Origin of the sequence: Amycolatopsis sp. NPDC059235 (assembly GCF_042754125.1) — a bacterium.
GTDB classification, from domain to species: Bacteria; Actinomycetota; Actinomycetes; order Mycobacteriales; family Pseudonocardiaceae; genus Amycolatopsis; species Amycolatopsis albidoflava.
In genome coordinates, this window is the sequence record NZ_JBHZAG010000091.1 from 21,202 (window position 1) to 36,559 (window position 15,358).

Here is a 15,358-nt window from a genome sequence, read left to right on the forward strand (position 1 = left end):
AAAACCAGCCACAGCGGCAAGATCTCGTTCATTCAGAGTTCAACTACTGGCCACTCGCTGAGGGATCTGGAGACACCGCCCGCGTCGGTACCGTCACTCTCACAGGACACTCCGACCTGGAGAGCGGGCATGGACTTTTCTCTCATCGTCCTGGTGGTGATCGTCGCGGCACTGGCCTTCGACTTCACCAACGGGTTCCACGACACGGCCAACGCCATGGCCACTTCCATCGCGACCGGCGCGCTGAAGCCCCGGGTCGCGGTCGCGATCTCGGCGGTATTGAATCTCGTCGGCGCCTTTCTTTCGATCGAGGTCGCGAAAACCATTTCCGGCGGGATCGTCGACGACACCAAGGTCACGCCGGTGGTGATTTTCGCCGGATTGGTCGGGGCCATCGTCTGGAATCTCGTGACGTGGCTGGTCGGGCTGCCGTCGAGTTCGTCGCACGCGTTGTTCGGCGGATTGATCGGGGCGACCTGGATCGCGTCCGGCGCGGACGCCGTGCACTTCGCGAAGGTCGTCGAAAAGGTGCTGATCCCGGCGATCGCGTCGCCGGTGGTGGCGGGTGTCGTCGCGATCGTCGGCACGTTCCTCGTCTACCGGATCACCGCCAAGTCGCGGCAAGACGTCGTCGGCAAGGGCTTCAAGACCGGCCAGGTGCTTTCGGCCAGCCTGGTTTCGCTCGCGCACGGCACCAACGACGCGCAGAAGACGATGGGCGTCATCACGCTCGCGCTGATCGCGGGCGGTTCGCTCGCGCCCGGGTCCAATCCGCCGGTGTGGGTCATCCTCGCCTCCGGCGCGGCGATCGCGCTCGGCACCTACTTCGGCGGCTGGCGGATCATCCAGACGATGGGCAAGAAGCTCACCGAAATCCAGACGCCGCAAGGGTTTGCCGCGGAGACGAGTTCCGCGGCGGTCATCCTGGCCTCGTCGCACCTCGGCTTCGCGCTGTCGACCACGCACGTCACCTCGGGCGGCATCATCGGTTCCGGGCTCGGCCGGAAACTCGCCGAGGTCCGCTGGGGCGTCGCGGGCAAGATGGTGATCGCGTGGGCACTCACGCTGCCCGCCGCCGCGATCGTCGGGGCCATCGCCGCCGCCGTCTCCACGCGCGGCAGCTGGGGCACCGTCCTCGTCGGCGGAGTCGGGGTGCTGCTCGCGCTGGGCATCTGGCTCGCGTCGCGGCGCAACCCGGTCACGCCGGCCACCGTCAACAACGAGCCGGAGGGCGCTGAAGCCGCCCCGGTCGCGGCCTGAGGGAGCACGACATGGCGATCAACTGGGGTGCCCTCGGCATCGTTTTCGTGGTGGCGCTGGCCGCGGCGGTCGTGCTCACCGGGCTGTTCGCGTACGGCGTGCGCGGGCTGTCCGAACGCGTGACGGCACGGGCGCACGGCGGCAGCGGCACGGTTCAGCTGACCGGCGCGGTGGTGTGCTTCGCGATCTGCGCCGCGGTGATCGGGTACGGGATCTATCTGATCGTGGCCTAGGCGAGCGCCGCCTCAGCGCGGGTTCGCAGTTCTTCCGGAAGCTCGTCGAGCAGCGGTCGCACCGTTGCCCGGCGAGCTTCGTTCAGATGCCCCAGCACGTCCAGCGCCGGCGCCCACAGCGACTCGTCCGCCGCCGCGGTCCGGACCAACGCGGGCAGCCGGTCGTCGCCGAGCAGAGCGAGCACGTGGTCGATCCGGCTCCGGTCGTCCAGCACGTACGCGGTGCGCAGGAGACCGGCGTCGTCCAGCAGGCCGATGCAGCGGCGGACCGTGTCGTCCGGCAGGTGGCCGACGAACCGGCCCAGCGTGATCCAGTCCTCGCGGCGGGTCAGTTCCTCGGCGACCGCCACGACCGTCGCCACCGGGATCCGCGTGATGATCGACGTCGCGCGCCGCGGGTCCAGCTCCGCCGCGACCGAGGCGAGGAACTTCGGCGACAGCCGCTTCGCGACGTCGACGCCGCGCGACACATCCACCAGCCCGGCGATCCGCGCGCACAGCAGCGGGCCGAACACCTTCTCCGCGATCTTCGAGGTCACCGCAGCCGGGAGCAGTTTGCTCGCCAGCGCCATCCGCTCCAGCACAACGAGGTTCGCGTCGAACAGCGTGGTCGTCATCTGCTCGCGCAGCAGCCGCACCTCGCCCTGGTCGACGTCGGCGAGGTAATCGAGCCGGGCCGGGTCGACGTCGAGCACCCGGGCGAGCTTGAGGATTTCGGGATTCACAGGCCGACCGCTTTCCGCACCGCGCCGCGCAGCAGGGCGGGCACGTACTTCAGGCTCTCCTCACCCGCGCGGGCGAGCGCCTGCGCCTGCCGGTGCCGGGCGTCGCGCAACGCCGCCGCCAGATCCTGTTTGTGCTGCTCAGGCAGGGTTTCGATGCCGTCCGGCAGCGGAGCGCCGAGCTGCTCGGCCAGGGTGCGTTCAGCCATGGTGACCCATCATGCCTCACGATCTCGACCTTGACTTTCGGCAGTGGTGACGAATCGGGCGGCCCTTGTAGCGTCAGCGGAATGAAGGAGGCGACGCGGTTCCGCTGGCGCGTGGCGTTCGACGTGCTGCTCTGGGCCGCGTTGTGCGGGTTCGTCCTGCTCGACGCGCCGAACAGCCCGAACGGCTGGGAGCTCGCCTACGGCCTGACGTCGGTCACCGTGGCGATGGCGACTGCCCGGGTGTACCCGGCGGTCGCCCTGGTGGTGGCGATGGCGACGGCGATCGTCATCGCGTTCGGCTGGGGCGGCCGGGTCGCGGTGTGGGAGTTCTTCCTGATCGTCGTGATCTCGTACCTGGCCGGTCTGCGGCTCGCTAGGGCGCGCGTGGCGATGATCAGCTTTTTCGCCATCGCGGTGGCCGGGATCCCGCTCGCTCTCCTGCCGACGTCGAGCTTCGACGCGTGGGGCGCGGTGCTCGGCACGCTCGCGTTCGCCGGGGTCGCGCCGTGTCTGCTCGGCCGGCACGTGCGGCTTCGCCGCGAACTCGCGCAGGACGGGTGGCGGCGCGCTGAGGAGATGGAGAGCAGGCACCGGCTCGTCGCGCAGGAAGCGCGGCTGCGGGAACGGGCCCGGATCGCCAGCGACATGCACGATTCGCTCGGCCACGAACTGAGCCTGATCGCGGTGCGAGCGGCGGCGCTGGAGGTCGACAGCGAACTAGGCGACAAGCAACGCGAGGCTGCCGGACAGCTCCGGGCGGGCGCGGCGACGCCGACCGAACGGCTGCGCGAGATCATCGGAGTGCTTCGCGAGGACGCCGCACCGGTCGAGCCAGTGCAAGGCGATCTGGGGGAACTGATCGACCGGGCGCGGGCGTCGGGAATCGAGATCGGCGCGCGGCTCGGCAGCCTCGACAACGCGCCGCCGATGGTCGCGCGGGCGGTCTACCGCGTCGTGCAGGAAGCGCTCACGAACGCGGCGAAGTACGCGCCCGGCGCGGCCGTTTCGATCGACGTGACCAGTACGAACGAGGTGACCGACGTCCGGGTGCGGAACGCGTCGCCGCCCGCCGGTCCGTTGCCCGTCCGGTCCGGGAAACGCGGGTTGATCGGCCTGCACGAGCGGGTGCGGCTGGTCGGCGGGAGCCTGACCGCGGGTCCGTCCGGCGGCGGGTTCGAGGTGGCGGCGCGGCTGCCGCACGACGCCGCGCCCGCGCCGGAGCAGGACGACGAGATGATCGGGCAGGCCGCGCGCGAGTTGGAACGCGCCCGCCGCGCCGTCCGGTCGAGCCTGGTGCAGGCGATCGTGGTGCCGCTGGGGCTGTTCGGGGTGATCATCGGCGGCGCCGGGGTGGCGTTCCTGGCCCAGTGGTCGTCGTCGGAGCTGCCGCCGGACTCGTACGAGCGAATCCAGCTCGGCATGCCGCATTCGGCGGTCGAACCGATGCTGCCCTCGCGCCAGCGCACGACGCTTCCGGCGATCAACGTGCCGCCGCAGCCTTATCGAAGCACCTGCGAGTACTACGGAGCCGGCCGGAGCTGGCTCAACTTCAACCACGCTGTCTACCGTCTGTGCTTTGTGGACGGTCTGGTGGCGAGCAAAGACCTTTACAGTGAGGACGAACCGTGATCCGCGTACTGCTGGCCGACGACGAAGCGATGATCCGCGCCGGCGTGGCCGCGATTCTGGCCTCGGACAAGGAAATCGAGGTGGTGGCCGAGGCCGCGGACGGACGGGAGGCGATCGAGCTGGCGCGCGCGAACCGGCCGGACGTCGCGCTGCTCGACATCCGCATGCCGGGCCTCGACGGGCTCGCCGCGGCCGAGGAAATCCGCAAACTGCTGCCGGACACCGGCGTTCTCATGCTGACGACGTTCGGCGAGGACGAGTACATCGAACGCGCGCTCGGCCTCGGCGCGAGCGGATTCCTGCTCAAGGCGGGCGATCCGCGCGAACTGCTGGCCGGAGTGCACGCGGTGGCCGACGGCGCGGCTTTCCTGTCGCCGAAGGTCGCGCACCGGGTGATCACGCGCTTGTCCGGCAGCCGGTTCAGCCGCGCCGCGACCGCGCGCGAGCGGGTGAACGTGTTGACGAACCGGGAACGGGAAGTGCTGGTGCTGCTGGCCGAGGGACTGTCCAATGCGGACATCGCGGCGCGGATGTTCGTGGTGGAGGGCACGGTGAAGGCGCACGTGAGCACGATCCTGACCCGGTTGGACGTCCGCAACCGGGTGCAGGCCGCGATCACGGCCTTTGAAGCGGGGCTGGTGTAAGCCTCGGCGGTTGCCAACGGCTGATGCTGGCTCCGACCCGGGTGGTGATCGAAGCAGGCAGCAGCCGGGTGAACGTTGCCCGAAGCGCGACCGCCGCCGGGTTGCGGAGGAGCGGTCCGCTGGCGCCGGCCTGGATCGACGCCTTCGCGACCTTCTGCGTGCGCGGGCGACGTTCAGCGTCATAACGGCGGAGTGCTTCGTCCACTGTGGACTCTCTGACGTGGGAAGCCAGCACCACCGCGTCCTCCAACGCCTGGCAGCCGCCCTGTCCGAGGAACGGCGGCATGGCGTGCGCCGCGTCGCCGAGGAGCGCGACGCGGCCGCGGGCGTAACTGGGCAGCGGCGTCGCCAGGTGATGCGTGTCGTGCAGCAGGATTTCCGGGGTGGCGTCGATGAGTTGCGGGATCGGGTCGTGCCAGCGGCCGTACTTCGCGCTCAGGTAAGCGCGGACGTCGTCGTGCCGGATCCCCGCCGGGCGGGCTTCGGAGACCCACCAGTACACCTCGTCGTCCAGCAACGGCAGGACGCCGATTTCGATCCCGGCGGCCCACGTCGTGCTCAGTGTGGGCTTCAGCGGCAGTTTGGCGATCCCGCGGAACGCCGCACCGCCGCTGTACTCCACGCGTGCGGCCGGGAAAAGCGCCTGCCGGATCGGGCTGTTGATCCCGTCGGCGGCTACGATCAGGTCAGCCTCGGTCGAACCGGCATCGTGGTGCACCACGCCGTTTTGCTCGACGCTCGTAACCTCGACCCCGGTCTTCAAACACGAGTCTGGCAAGGCTGACCGCAGCGTTTCGATCAGATTCGCCCGGTGGATCGCGCCGAGCGGCAACCCGTGGCTGCGCACGAAGAGGTCGGCGTCCCACTTGGCCAGCCGACGCCCGCGCCAGTCGACCAGCCCGCCGCCGCGCTGGGCCGAGATCCGGGGCTCGACGCCCAGTTCGGCCAGCGCTCGCTGCGCGTTGGGCCACAACGAGATACCCGCGCCGATCGCCGTGAGCTCCGGTGTCCGTTCGAGCACCGTGACCTCCCAGCCGACGCGGCGCAACCCGATCGCCGCCGCCAGCCCGCCGATGCCGCCCCCGACCACGACCGCGCGTCGCGAAGCCATGTCCGACCTCCTCTACGTCTGTAGAGGACTCTACACCTGTAGTGTCCCGGGAGTGGAACGGATAGCTGTGATCGGCGACGCAGCCGTCGAGGTGATCGCGGCCGAGGGCATGCGCGGGCTGACTCACCGCGCCGTCGACCGGGCGGCCGGGCTGCCCGCGGGCTCGACGTCGTACTACGCGCGCACCCGCGCCGCGCTGCTGGAACTGGCCGCGGACCGGATGGTCGCGCTGGACCAGGCCGAAGTCGCGCCGCCGGAGGGGAAACTCGCGGAGTTCCTGGGCGCGATGGTGTACCGGTCGATCACCGTCGGGCGCACCAGAATGCTCGCGCGCTACGAGTTCGCGCTGGAATCGGTCCGACGGCCGGAGCTGCGGGCTCGCTACGACGCCGGCGGGCTGGAATTGCGTCGGCGGTGCGCGGAAGTGCTTGCCGCGGCCGGTTCTCCGACGCCGGAGGAGCACACCCGCGTGCTCATCGGATGGCTCGACGGATCGATCTTCGACGCACTAGCAGGCACGGGCTCCGTCAACCCGCCGGCCGAAGCCGAACTGGTTGCCGGAGCCCGTGCCGTGCTTGCCGGATTGGGGTTGTCGCAGGCCTGATCAGGCGTCGCGACGGTTCAGCAGCGCGGTCCCGGCACCGATTCCGGCGACCGCCCAGACGAGGCAGATCAGCACGCCGACCCAAGGCCCGTACGGCGGCAAGCTGCCGAACATCGGGTTCACGTCGCCGGGCGGCACCATCGCGTTGATCCCCGCGAAGGCCGGGAAGTAGTTCATCGCGCCGGGAAGCACGTACGACGACATCAGCATCGGCAACGGCAGGAGCAGCACGATCACCACCACCAACGTGCCCGCCGCGCTGCGCAGCACGAACGAAATCCCCAGGCACAGCACGCCGAGCAGCGCGAAATACGCCCCCATGCCCAACGCGGTGATCGCCCCCTGCGACAGCGACGTGGAACCCCCAGCCCCACGCATCAGCACCGAGGCGACCCCCATCCCGACAGCCGCGACGACCACGCCGTAAACGAAAAGCACCGGCACCAGCACCGCCGCCTTGGCCGCGGTGACCCGAGCCCGCACCGGAACCCATTGCAGCGTCGAGCGAATCGACCCGCTGGTGTACTCGCTGGTCACGAACAACGTCGCGACCGCGAGCACGCAGAACTCGACCAGGTAGATCGCCCCGGAGTTGACAATGCCGTGCGCGGTTTGCTGCCGATCATCCCCGGCGTGCTGGGAAATCCCCGAGACGACGGAGAAGAACGCCATCAGCAGCACGCCGCCGATCAGCGACAACCACGTCGCCCGCACCGACCAGAACTTCGTCCATTCCGCCGAAATCGCCAGCTTCGTCATGCCGTAACCCCGTATTCCACCGATCCGGCAGTCAGTTCCATATACGCCTGCTCGAGCGAAGCGGTCCGCTCTTGAAGCCCGTGCAGCCGGACGCCCAGTTCGTAAGCCAGATCCCCGATCTCGGCCACACTCGCGTCGTTGACGAGCAGTTCGCTGTCCTCCCCGGGTGCCACCGTCCGGCCGTTGCCCCGAAGCCAGTCCGCGAGCTTCGCGCGCTCGGCCGGATCCGGCACGTGCACCGCGACCGACCGGCTCGAGTTGCCCGCGATGAAGTCGCCGATCGCCGCGTCGGCGAGGATCGAACCCTTGCCGATGACCAGCAGCCGGTCCGCGGTCAGCTGCATCTCGCTCATCAGATGGCTGGACACGAACACCGTGCGCCCCTCGGCGGCGAGCGAGCGCATCAGCTGCCGCACCCAGCGGACGCCGTCCGGGTCGAGGCCGTTGACCGGTTCGTCGAACATCAGCACGCCCGGGTCGCCGAGCAGCGCGCCGGCGATGCCGAGCCGCTGGCTCATGCCGAGAGAGAACGTCCCGGCGCGCTTGCCCGCGACGTCGCTCAGCCCGACCGTCGCGAGCACCTCCTCGACGCGGCTGGCGGCGATTCCGTTGCTGCGCGCCATCGCGAGCAGGTGTTTGCCCGCGCTGCGTCCGGGATGCATGGCCTTCGCATCCAGCAGCGCGCCGACCTCGCGAAGCGGAAACCGCAGTTCTGCATACGGTTTCCCGCGGATCAGCGCGTCGCCGGACTCGGGCCGGTCGAGGCCGACAGTCATCCGCATGGTGGTGGACTTGCCCGCGCCGTTCGGGCCGAGGAACCCGGTCACCGTGCCCGTCTCGATGACCGAGGTGAGGCCGTTCACCACCGTTTTCTGCCCGTAGCGCTTCGTCAATCCGCGAAACGTGATCATAGGGCGAAGTCTGCGCCCGGGCGGGGGCTTCGGACATCGGCCGACCGTCCTGGACCGACCCCGACTTTAGGCAGGGGTCAGCGAGCCCTGCGGGTGGTGTGCCGGGTCGGCTGGGCGGTCGCGGGGTCTTCCGGCCACGGGTGTTTCGGGTACCGGCCGCGGAGGTCGGCGCGGACGGCGGCGTATCCGGTGCGCCAGAAGGATTCGAGGTCGGCGGTGACCGCGGCCGGGCGACCGGCGGGGGACAGCAGGTGCAGCACCACCGGCACGCCGGCGAGTGATGGCGTCTCAGTCCAGCCGAAGGTCTCTTGGAGCTTCACCGCGAGCACTGGCTGGTCGCCGCGGTAGTCCACGCGGTAGTGCGAACCGGACGGGACTTCGAGCCGGTCCGGGGCGAATTCGTCGAGCCGGGCCGCCTCGGGCCAGGGGAGCAGGCCGCGCAGGGCGGTTCCGGCGTCGACGTTCGCGAGATCGGCTTTCCGTCGGACCCGCGAGAGGTCCAGCCAGGTGTCTACATCGGACAGCAGAGTTTCGTCATCCACTGAAGGCCACGGTTCTCCCAGTGCGCGGTGCAGGAAGGCGAGACGTTCACGGAGGCGGGCGCCGTCTTGGCTCCAGCGCAGCAAGCCGAGGCCTTCAGAGCGGAGTCCGGCGATCACTGCGTCGTGGACGAGCTGTGGGTCTGGATCGCGCAAAGGCTTTTCGGACAGCACGATCGCGCCCAGGCGACGGACGTGGCGAGCGACGACATCGCCGTCCCAACGCACTTCGTCCACTTCGGACACCAGGGTTGGCGCGGCTTGAGTCGCCAGTGCTTCGTCGGCGGTCGCGGCGAGCCGGATGGTGCCGTGCACGCGGCCCGGGTCGCGGGTGGCTTCGGCGACAGTCAGCCATTCGGCGTCGCCCAGACCGCTGCCGCTGGGGAGTTCGGCCGCGGTTCCGCTGGCCATCAGGTACACCGGGGCCGACCCTGCGCGCCGCCGCGCCAGGCGTTCCGGATGGGCGAGGGCGACGACCAACGCGGCGTCTGGGGCGGTTTTGGCTGGCGAGTTGACCAAGGCTGCCAACCGTTTCGCGTCCCGCTGCCAGCGGCGGGCCGCGTCGTCGTGCGCGGAGCGGAGGCGTCGCAGTTCGGCTTCGACATCGGTCAGCGTCGCTCCGGCGTCAAGCAGCGCAACCACTTCTGCGGCAGCGCGGGCTCCGACGGCCTCCGCGCCGTCCAGCAACGCGCGCGCCAGCCGGGGATGCAAGCCGAGGTCGGCCATCTTCTGTCCGCGCGGCGTGACTGCGCCGTCCTCTGTGGTCGCGCCGAGCGTGACGAGCAGGCTTCGCGCGGCGGCGAGCGCGCCTTCGCCGGGCGGGTCCCACCAGGCGAGCCCGGTTCCGTCCGGAGTGGACCAGCAGGCGAGTTCCAACGCGAACCGCGCCAGCTCGGCGGTGCGGATTTCCGGCTCCGGGTACGCGGGGAGCGTCGCTTGCTCGTGCTCTGGCCAGCAGCGGTACGCCCGGCCAGGCGCTTCGCGGCCCGCACGACCCGCGCGTTGTTCCGCCACCGCGGCCGAAACCCGCACCGTGGCGAGCCCGGCGAGACCGCGTCGGTGATCGACCCGGGGGACGCGCGCGAGGCCTGAATCCACGACCGCGCGGACACCGGGAACGGTCAGGCTCGACTCGGCGACGGCAGTCGCGAGAACTACCCGGCGACGGTCCCGTGGCCGCAACGCTTCGTCTTGCCGGGCAGCGGAAAGACGTCCGTGCAACGGCAGCACGTCAGCGTCCAGGGAACTCAGCAGCGACGACGTGCGCGCGATTTCGCCTGCCCCTGGAAGGAAAGCGAGCACATCGCCGTCTCCTTCGGACAGTGCTTTCCGGACCGCCGACGCCACCGCGGCTTCCGGACGTTGCCCGCGCGTCGGAGCGCGATAGCTCAGCTCGACCGGATACGTGCGGGCGTGCGCGGTGATCACCGGAGCGTCGCCTAGAAGCTCAGCTAGCCTTCCGGACGCGACTGTCGCCGAGGTCGCGAGCAGCCGCAGGTCGTCGCGCAACCCGGCACGGACGTCGAGGAGCAAGGCGAGCAGCAGATCGGCGTCGAGATGGCGTTCGTGGCATTCGTCCAGCAGGACCGTCGACACCCCGGCCAGCTCCGGGTCGTGCTGCACCCGCCGCACCAGCAGACCGGACGTGACCACCTCGATCCGCGTGCGCGACGACACCTTCCGGTCGCCCCGCACGGCGTACCCGACTGTCTCGCCGACCGGTTCGCCCAGCAGCGCGGCCATCCGCCCGGCCGCGGCCCTCGCAGCGAGCCTGCGCGGTTCGGCGACCACGACGCGTCCTTCGCCGCGGTTCAGCGCGAGCGGGACGAGCGTGGTCTTGCCGGTGCCGGGCGGGGCTACGAGCACTGCGGCGCCGTGGTCGTCGAGCGCGCTCAGCACGGACGGCAGCACCGCGCGGACGGGCAGGTCCGGCAGCGAGGCTAGGTCGGTCACTGCTCGGTGATCTCCGGTGGATTCGGCAACGGATAGTTCGACGGCCCGATGTTCGTCTCCAGCGACTTCCGCCAGGCCCCGGACGACACCATCTTCCGGATCGCGTCGTCCACCGCGTGCTGGCCCTCGGTGTCGCCCTTGCGCAGGCCGACGCCGTACCGCTCAGTGGAAAACGGGCGGCCGACCACCTTCAGCAGCTCCGGATTCTGCGCGGCGTACCCGGCGAGGATCACCGCGTCCGTGGTGACCGCGTCGACCTGGTTGGCCAGCAGCGCGGTGACGCAGTCCGGATACCGCGGGTACTCGACCAGCTTCACCATCTGCGCGAACTTGTCCTTCACCATCTGCGCGGGCGTCGAGCCGGTGACCGAGCAGAGCCGCTTGCCGTTGAGGCTTTCCGGGCCGGTGATGTCCGGCGAGGTGAGCCGCACCAGCAGGTCCTGGCCGGTGACGAAGTACGGGCCGGCGAAGCCGACCTGCTGTTTCCGCTTGTCGGTGATCGAATAGGTGGCCACGACCAGGTCGACCGCACCCGAGGTCAGGTCGGTTTCGCGGCGCGCCGGGGTGGTCTCGTGCCAGGTGATGCGGTCCGGTTCGACGCCCAGTTCGCGCGCGACGAAAGTAGCGACATCGACGTCGAAACCGGCGAGCCTTCCGTCCACAGTTCGTTGCGAAAGGCCGGGCGCGTCGAACCGGATGCCGATGGTCAGGTGGTTGCCGTCACGCGCCCGGGTGGGAAGCGGATCGTCTTTGGATACCGTCGACGATCCGCAGGAGACACAGCTGACCAGCAGAAACACGGCGGCGAGCACTGCGCGAAACCGCATCGGTGCCTCCGCTTCGCCGCTCGGCTGCTCACATAGTTCTCAGGTCAGACGGCTAGCCTAAGCGCGTGCGCCGACTGCCCCAACCTGTACTCGACACCATCGGGACGCTCGCCCGGCTCGGGCTGGCTGCCGTGTGGCTCGTGTCCGGCGGCCTGAAGATCGCCGACCCGGGGCAGACGTACATCGCCGTGCAGGCCTACGACGTGCTCCCGCACGCGCTCGTGCGCCCGGTCGCCACCGGGCTGCCGCTGCTGGAGCTGGTGCTCGGGCTGCTGCTCCTCGCCGGGCTGGCCACGCGCTGGGTCGCGGCTGCTTCGCTGCTGCTGCTCGCCGTGCTCGTCGCGGGCATCGCGCAGTCGTGGGCGCGCGAGCTGAGCATCGACTGCGGCTGCTTCGGCGGCGGCGGGCGTGTGGACGCGGGGAAGACCGAGTACCCGCAGGAGATCCTGCGCGACACCGGCTTCGCCCTGCTCGCGGTGTGGCTGCTTGTCCGGCCGCGCACGTGGTTCTCGGTCGACGGCTGGCTCGGCTGGGGCAAGGGCGGGAACGCCGGGAACTCAGGCGAGGCCTCGGACGACTACCCCAAGAGCATCGCGGAAGGGAATTAGGAACAGTGGGTGGAGCTGCGCGCAACGCGCGGAAAAGCCGTCAGCAGGCGGCGGCCGCGAGGTCGGTCGCCCAGGCGCGGGGCTCGAAGAGCGACCGGAACAAGATCATCGCGATCGTGGTGGCCGTCGTGGTGGTCGCCGCGCTCGTGATCGGCGGCGTGCTCTGGATCAACTCGAGCAAGAACGCCACGCAGGACAGCGCGATCCAGCCGGGCACGACCTCGGCGCTCGGGCCGGGCGTGGTCGAGAAGCGCGACGGGGCCGTGGTGTCGGTCGGGAAGCCGGGCGCGCCGAAGACAATCGACCTGTACGCCGACTTCCTGTGCCCGTACTGCGCGAAGCTGCAGCAGGACTACGGGCCGCGGATGGAGAAGGCGATCAACGACGGCCAGCTCACCGTGCGCTACCACATGGTGATCCTGCTCAACAAGAACTCGGACCCGCCGGGCTACTCGCTCGACTCGGCCAACGCCGCGCTCGCCGCCGCCGACCAGCAGAAGTTCACCGCGTTCCACGACGCGCTGTTCAAGAACCAGCCGCAGGAAGGCGGTCGCGGGTACGACAAGGCCCAGCTGATCAAGCTTGGCCAGGACCTCGGGATCAGCGACCCGAAGTTCGCCGAGACGGTCAACACGGGCGCCTACGACCAGCAGCTGCAGGCGGCGTTCCAGCAGATCCAGGGCGACCAGAACCTCCAGCAGGACTTCGGCAACGGGCAGGTCGGCTTCGGCACGCCCACCGTCGCGGTCAACGGCAAGGCCGTCCCGGCCCAGGGCGACTGGCTGACGAAGATCCTCAACGGCTGACCTGATCCGGTCAATTCGCCTGTCCGGGCACAACCCGTCCGCTAACCTGGGCCGCAGGGCTCAGGGGAGGGGCGGGTTGTGTCCGGTTTTCATGTCGACGACGGCGCGTATGAGAACTACGCGAAGCAGGTCGACCCACTTGGCGACGAGGTGCGCGCGGCGGCGAAAGCACATCTCGGTCCGCACGTGACGCTGTCCGGCGACGGATTTTCCGCGATCGGGGACGAATCCGGCTTCGCCGGCGCGTACGGGGCGCGAATGCGCGCGTTGCAGGAACGAATGCACGCGCTCGGCGGCGGCTGGCACGACGTCGGCGAGGCCGCTCGGCGCACGCAGGGCAATTATGCGGCGGTGGAGCAGGAACACGGCGACGCCTTGCGCAGATTCTCGTGAACGCTCCGGTCGATCATCTGGTCCGCAATGGACTGGACACCACGAATCAGTTCGCCGCGAAGCTGAAGCACGATCCGTCGGCGATCAACGGCGCGCGCGACGGGCATGTCGCGCTGCAGACGTCCGTCGGCCAGGCCAATCAGCACGCGGGCAGCCAGCGGGTGAATCTGGCGCAGGCCAGTTCCGGGGCGACCTCGGAGCGCGCGGTCGCGACGTCGAAGGATCTGGAGAAGGAAGTCCAGGATCTGCTCGACGAGAGCGCGGAAATCGAGCGGGCGGTCGCGGAGGCGGCGGAGACGCTGCACGTCGGCGAGATCCGCAATGATCAGGTCCGGGACCAGATTCTGCGCGAAATCGCGTCTTCGATGAAGGCGCTGGCGGCGGTCAACGGGATTCAGCCGCCGGAAAGCCGGGCGGCCGCGGCGCGGCAGATTCTGATGCAGCTGCAGACGAAGATCGGGCAGTTGACCGGTCAGGCGGCGACGTTCACCGAGGAGACGCTCGGGAAGCTGACCGGGCTGGGGCAGCGGCTCGGCGGGTCGGACTCGACTTCCGCGAGCAGCGCGACGACGTCGGTGCCGCAGGCGTTCAACAGCAACGGTGCGCACGTCAGCCACGGCGGTGGCGGTGGTGACTCCGGCGGCGGCGCTGGAGGCGGTGGCGGGTTCGCCGGGAAGCCCCGGTTGCCGGTGGCTGTTCCGCCGCAGCCCGGCAGCGGCGTGGGGATCAACCTGCCGGGCGGGAAGACCGTGATGGCCCCGAACGAGACTGCGGCCAAAGCGGTTCGGGCGGCGCTGTCTCAGCTGGGCGTGCCGTACGTGTGGGGCGGGACCGCGCGCGGGCAAGGGCTCGACTGCAGCGGGTTGACCATGACGTCCTATCAGGACGCCGGGTTGCAGTTGCCGCGGACGGCCAAGCAGCAGACCGTCGGGGCCGAGGTGCCGTCGATGGATCAGTTGCTGCCAGGGGATTTGGTGGTGTGGTCCGGGCACGTCGCGATGGTGATCGGCGACGGGCAGATGGTCGAGGCCGGGGATCCGGTGCAGATCAGCAAGATCCGGACGACCAATGCCGGGCAGCAGTTCATTGGGTTCTACCGGCCGACGGGGTGAGTGGTGGCTGAGTTCGACATGGACCGCGCGGTGGCGCGGGTGATGGAGGAGGCCTCCCGGACCGGGGAGGCGGCTGCCGCGCGGTTCGAGCGGGCCGGGCCGGTGGCGGGAAAGGCTGCTGCCGGCGGGGTTTCGGTTGAGGTCGCGCCGGGTGGGTTGCTGACTGGGCTGACGTTGACTCGGGCTGCTTTGCGGAGCGGGTCGGAGGCTGTCGCTTCGCAGATCCTGGAGCTGTCGCGGCGGGCTGAGCGGCGGGCTGCGGATCGGATGCATCAGGTTCTGGCACCGGTATTGGGCGCGGAATCGGTGGCTTCGCTGGGGTATGCGGCGTTGGCTGAGGATGATCCGGATTTCTATGACGAAGAGCCGGTGGTGTTGTGAAGACCCAGGAGCTTATCGAGCTGGCTCGGTCTCGTGAGGCTGCGTTGGGGCAGGTCGCCTCGTTGATGGCGGAGGCGCGGGGGTCGGCTCATGCTGTGGACGGGTCGGTTGAGGTGACTGTCGATGCGCTGGGGGCGTTGAAGCGGTTGTGGCTTGCGCCTTCGTTGGTGTCGGCGGATCCGGCTCGGGTTTCTGCGCTTGTGCTTGAGGTTGTGCGGGTGGCTATGGCTGAGGCTGAGCAGGATTGTTTTAACCGGGTGGGGTTGTTGCTGGGGGAGGAGGCTGGGTTGCTTGTCGAGGCGTTGTCCGGGCGGGCTGCTCCGGCTCGGTCCGCGGATGATGATCCTGGGATGACGGTGGAGGAGTTTCAGCGGTTGCGGGGGGAGAGGGTGGGGGAGAGGCGGTTTCCTGCTTCTTCTTTGTCCATTGTGGATAGTGATGAGGAGTGGGAGGGGTTTGATCCGGCTTCGTTGCGGTCGGATCGGTGAGGTGGGTCTGGGGTGCGTTATCGGGGGCTGACGCCCCCTTCGGGGGTGGTGGTTGCGTGGGGCACCCCGAAGCTGATTGTGACTACGGCGCGGGGGTGGGGGGGGGTGGGCGGTTGGTGGGGGCGTAGGGGGGGTTTGGGGGTTTGGCCCCCCAGTTGTTTGTTTGTGG

At 69.6% G+C, this 15,358-nt stretch carries 18 protein-coding genes; 11 read left to right on the forward strand and 7 right to left on the reverse strand.

From position 1 onward, the window contains the following. Positions 1-129 precede the first annotated feature (129 nt). On the forward strand, positions 130-1,260 hold the full coding sequence (locus tag ACFXI3_RS38625; RefSeq protein WP_344268928.1) for an inorganic phosphate transporter: 1,131 nt from the start codon (positions 130-132) through the stop codon (positions 1,258-1,260). An 11-nt stretch (positions 1,261-1,271) separates the two neighbouring features. Then, positions 1,272-1,493: a hypothetical protein gene (locus tag ACFXI3_RS38630; RefSeq protein ID WP_344268930.1), complete on the forward strand. Its 222-nt coding sequence runs from the start codon at positions 1,272-1,274 to the stop codon at positions 1,491-1,493. Here ACFXI3_RS38630 and ACFXI3_RS38635 read toward each other — a convergent pair. Both ACFXI3_RS38635 and ACFXI3_RS38640 read right to left on the reverse strand, forming a co-directional pair. Continuing rightward, a complete protein-coding gene (locus ACFXI3_RS38635) occupies positions 1,490-2,218 on the reverse strand; it encodes a hypothetical protein (protein ID WP_378406380.1) in 729 nt (242 codons plus the stop codon). The two genes, ACFXI3_RS38630 and ACFXI3_RS38635, sit on opposite strands and share 4 nt — an antisense overlap. After that, entirely contained in the window at positions 2,215-2,424 is a 210-nt protein-coding gene (locus tag ACFXI3_RS38640; RefSeq protein ID WP_162834652.1) for a hypothetical protein, read from the reverse strand. Before ACFXI3_RS38640 ends, ACFXI3_RS38635 begins: the two co-directional genes overlap by 4 nt. Positions 2,425-2,505: 81 nt before the next feature. Here ACFXI3_RS38640 and ACFXI3_RS38645 point away from each other — a divergent pair, with 81 nt between their 5' ends. Next, on the forward strand, positions 2,506-4,053 hold the full coding sequence (locus ACFXI3_RS38645) for a sensor histidine kinase (RefSeq protein WP_378406382.1): 1,548 nt from the start codon (positions 2,506-2,508) through the stop codon (positions 4,051-4,053). Then, positions 4,050-4,697: a response regulator gene (locus ACFXI3_RS38650; protein ID WP_378406384.1), complete on the forward strand. Its 648-nt coding sequence runs from the start codon at positions 4,050-4,052 to the stop codon at positions 4,695-4,697. The genes ACFXI3_RS38645 and ACFXI3_RS38650 overlap by 4 nt, the downstream gene beginning before the upstream one ends. Here the strand turns inward: ACFXI3_RS38650 and ACFXI3_RS38655 are convergent. Next, positions 4,669-5,808: an FAD-dependent monooxygenase gene (locus ACFXI3_RS38655; RefSeq protein ID WP_378406386.1), complete on the reverse strand. Its 1,140-nt coding sequence runs from the start codon at positions 5,806-5,808 to the stop codon at positions 4,669-4,671. The two genes, ACFXI3_RS38650 and ACFXI3_RS38655, sit on opposite strands and share 29 nt — an antisense overlap. 52 nt (positions 5,809-5,860) lie before the next feature. Here ACFXI3_RS38655 and ACFXI3_RS38660 point away from each other — a divergent pair, with 52 nt between their 5' ends. Further along, on the forward strand, positions 5,861-6,412 hold the full coding sequence (locus tag ACFXI3_RS38660) for a TetR/AcrR family transcriptional regulator (RefSeq protein ID WP_378406388.1): 552 nt from the start codon (positions 5,861-5,863) through the stop codon (positions 6,410-6,412). Here the strand turns inward: ACFXI3_RS38660 and ACFXI3_RS38665 are convergent, their stop codons facing one another. The 4 genes from ACFXI3_RS38665 to ACFXI3_RS38680 all read right to left on the reverse strand — a co-directional run bounded on the left by ACFXI3_RS38665 (position 6,413) and on the right by ACFXI3_RS38680 (position 11,401). Beyond that, positions 6,413-7,171, reverse strand: a complete 759-nt coding sequence (locus ACFXI3_RS38665; RefSeq protein WP_378406390.1) for an ABC transporter permease — start codon at positions 7,169-7,171, stop codon at positions 6,413-6,415. Continuing rightward, positions 7,168-8,082, reverse strand: coding sequence for an ATP-binding cassette domain-containing protein (locus ACFXI3_RS38670; protein ID WP_378406392.1), 915 nt, complete (start codon positions 8,080-8,082; stop codon positions 7,168-7,170). Before ACFXI3_RS38670 ends, ACFXI3_RS38665 begins: the two co-directional genes overlap by 4 nt. 77 nt (positions 8,083-8,159) lie before the next feature. Continuing rightward, complete coding sequence (gene hrpB / locus ACFXI3_RS38675) at positions 8,160-10,574, reverse strand: ATP-dependent helicase HrpB (RefSeq protein WP_378406394.1); 2,415 nt, start codon at positions 10,572-10,574, stop codon at positions 8,160-8,162. Then, complete coding sequence (locus ACFXI3_RS38680) at positions 10,571-11,401, reverse strand: glutamate ABC transporter substrate-binding protein (protein WP_344268962.1); 831 nt, start codon at positions 11,399-11,401, stop codon at positions 10,571-10,573. The genes hrpB and ACFXI3_RS38680 overlap by 4 nt, the downstream gene beginning before the upstream one ends. A gap of 98 nt (positions 11,402-11,499) precedes the next feature. Between ACFXI3_RS38680 and ACFXI3_RS38685 the strand changes: the two genes are divergently transcribed. The 6 genes from ACFXI3_RS38685 (at position 11,500) to ACFXI3_RS38710 (ending at position 15,189) form a co-directional block, all read left to right on the forward strand. After that, on the forward strand, positions 11,500-12,009 hold the full coding sequence (locus tag ACFXI3_RS38685) for a MauE/DoxX family redox-associated membrane protein (protein ID WP_378406402.1): 510 nt from the start codon (positions 11,500-11,502) through the stop codon (positions 12,007-12,009). 5 nt (positions 12,010-12,014) lie between these two features. After that, on the forward strand, positions 12,015-12,815 hold the full coding sequence (locus ACFXI3_RS38690) for a thioredoxin domain-containing protein (RefSeq protein WP_344268964.1): 801 nt from the start codon (positions 12,015-12,017) through the stop codon (positions 12,813-12,815). Between the two features lie 78 nt (positions 12,816-12,893). Further along, the gene (locus tag ACFXI3_RS38695) at positions 12,894-13,208 is read left to right on the forward strand and encodes a hypothetical protein (protein ID WP_116205241.1); all 315 of its coding nucleotides are present in this window, start codon (positions 12,894-12,896) and stop codon (positions 13,206-13,208) included. Further along, positions 13,205-14,320, forward strand: coding sequence for a C40 family peptidase (locus ACFXI3_RS38700; RefSeq protein ID WP_378406396.1), 1,116 nt, complete (start codon positions 13,205-13,207; stop codon positions 14,318-14,320). The genes ACFXI3_RS38695 and ACFXI3_RS38700 overlap by 4 nt, the downstream gene beginning before the upstream one ends. After that, a complete protein-coding gene (locus ACFXI3_RS38705; protein ID WP_378406398.1) occupies positions 14,321-14,701 on the forward strand; it encodes a YbaB/EbfC family DNA-binding protein in 381 nt (126 codons plus the stop codon). Further along, complete coding sequence (locus ACFXI3_RS38710; RefSeq protein WP_378406400.1) at positions 14,698-15,189, forward strand: YbaB/EbfC family nucleoid-associated protein; 492 nt, start codon at positions 14,698-14,700, stop codon at positions 15,187-15,189. The genes ACFXI3_RS38705 and ACFXI3_RS38710 overlap by 4 nt, the downstream gene beginning before the upstream one ends. Positions 15,190-15,358: the final 169 nt, after the last annotated feature.

Bases quoted from the DNA above. Each gene is read 5' to 3' on its own strand.
- ACFXI3_RS38670 (WP_378406392.1), bottom strand. From the start codon at position 8,082: ATGATCACGTTTCGCGGATTGACGAAGCGCTACGGGCAGAAAACGGTG.
- ACFXI3_RS38645 (WP_378406382.1), top strand. From the start codon at position 2,506: ATGAAGGAGGCGACGCGGTTCCGCTGGCGCGTGGCGTTCGACGTGCTG.
- ACFXI3_RS38625 (WP_344268928.1), top strand. From the start codon at position 130: ATGGACTTTTCTCTCATCGTCCTGGTGGTGATCGTCGCGGCACTGGCC.
- ACFXI3_RS38630 (WP_344268930.1), top strand. From the start codon at position 1,272: ATGGCGATCAACTGGGGTGCCCTCGGCATCGTTTTCGTGGTGGCGCTG.
- ACFXI3_RS38680 (WP_344268962.1), bottom strand. From the start codon at position 11,401: ATGCGGTTTCGCGCAGTGCTCGCCGCCGTGTTTCTGCTGGTCAGCTGT.
- ACFXI3_RS38655 (WP_378406386.1), bottom strand. From the start codon at position 5,808: ATGGCTTCGCGACGCGCGGTCGTGGTCGGGGGCGGCATCGGCGGGCTG.
- ACFXI3_RS38665 (WP_378406390.1), bottom strand. From the start codon at position 7,171: ATGACGAAGCTGGCGATTTCGGCGGAATGGACGAAGTTCTGGTCGGTG.
- ACFXI3_RS38640 (WP_162834652.1), bottom strand. From the start codon at position 2,424: ATGGCTGAACGCACCCTGGCCGAGCAGCTCGGCGCTCCGCTGCCGGAC.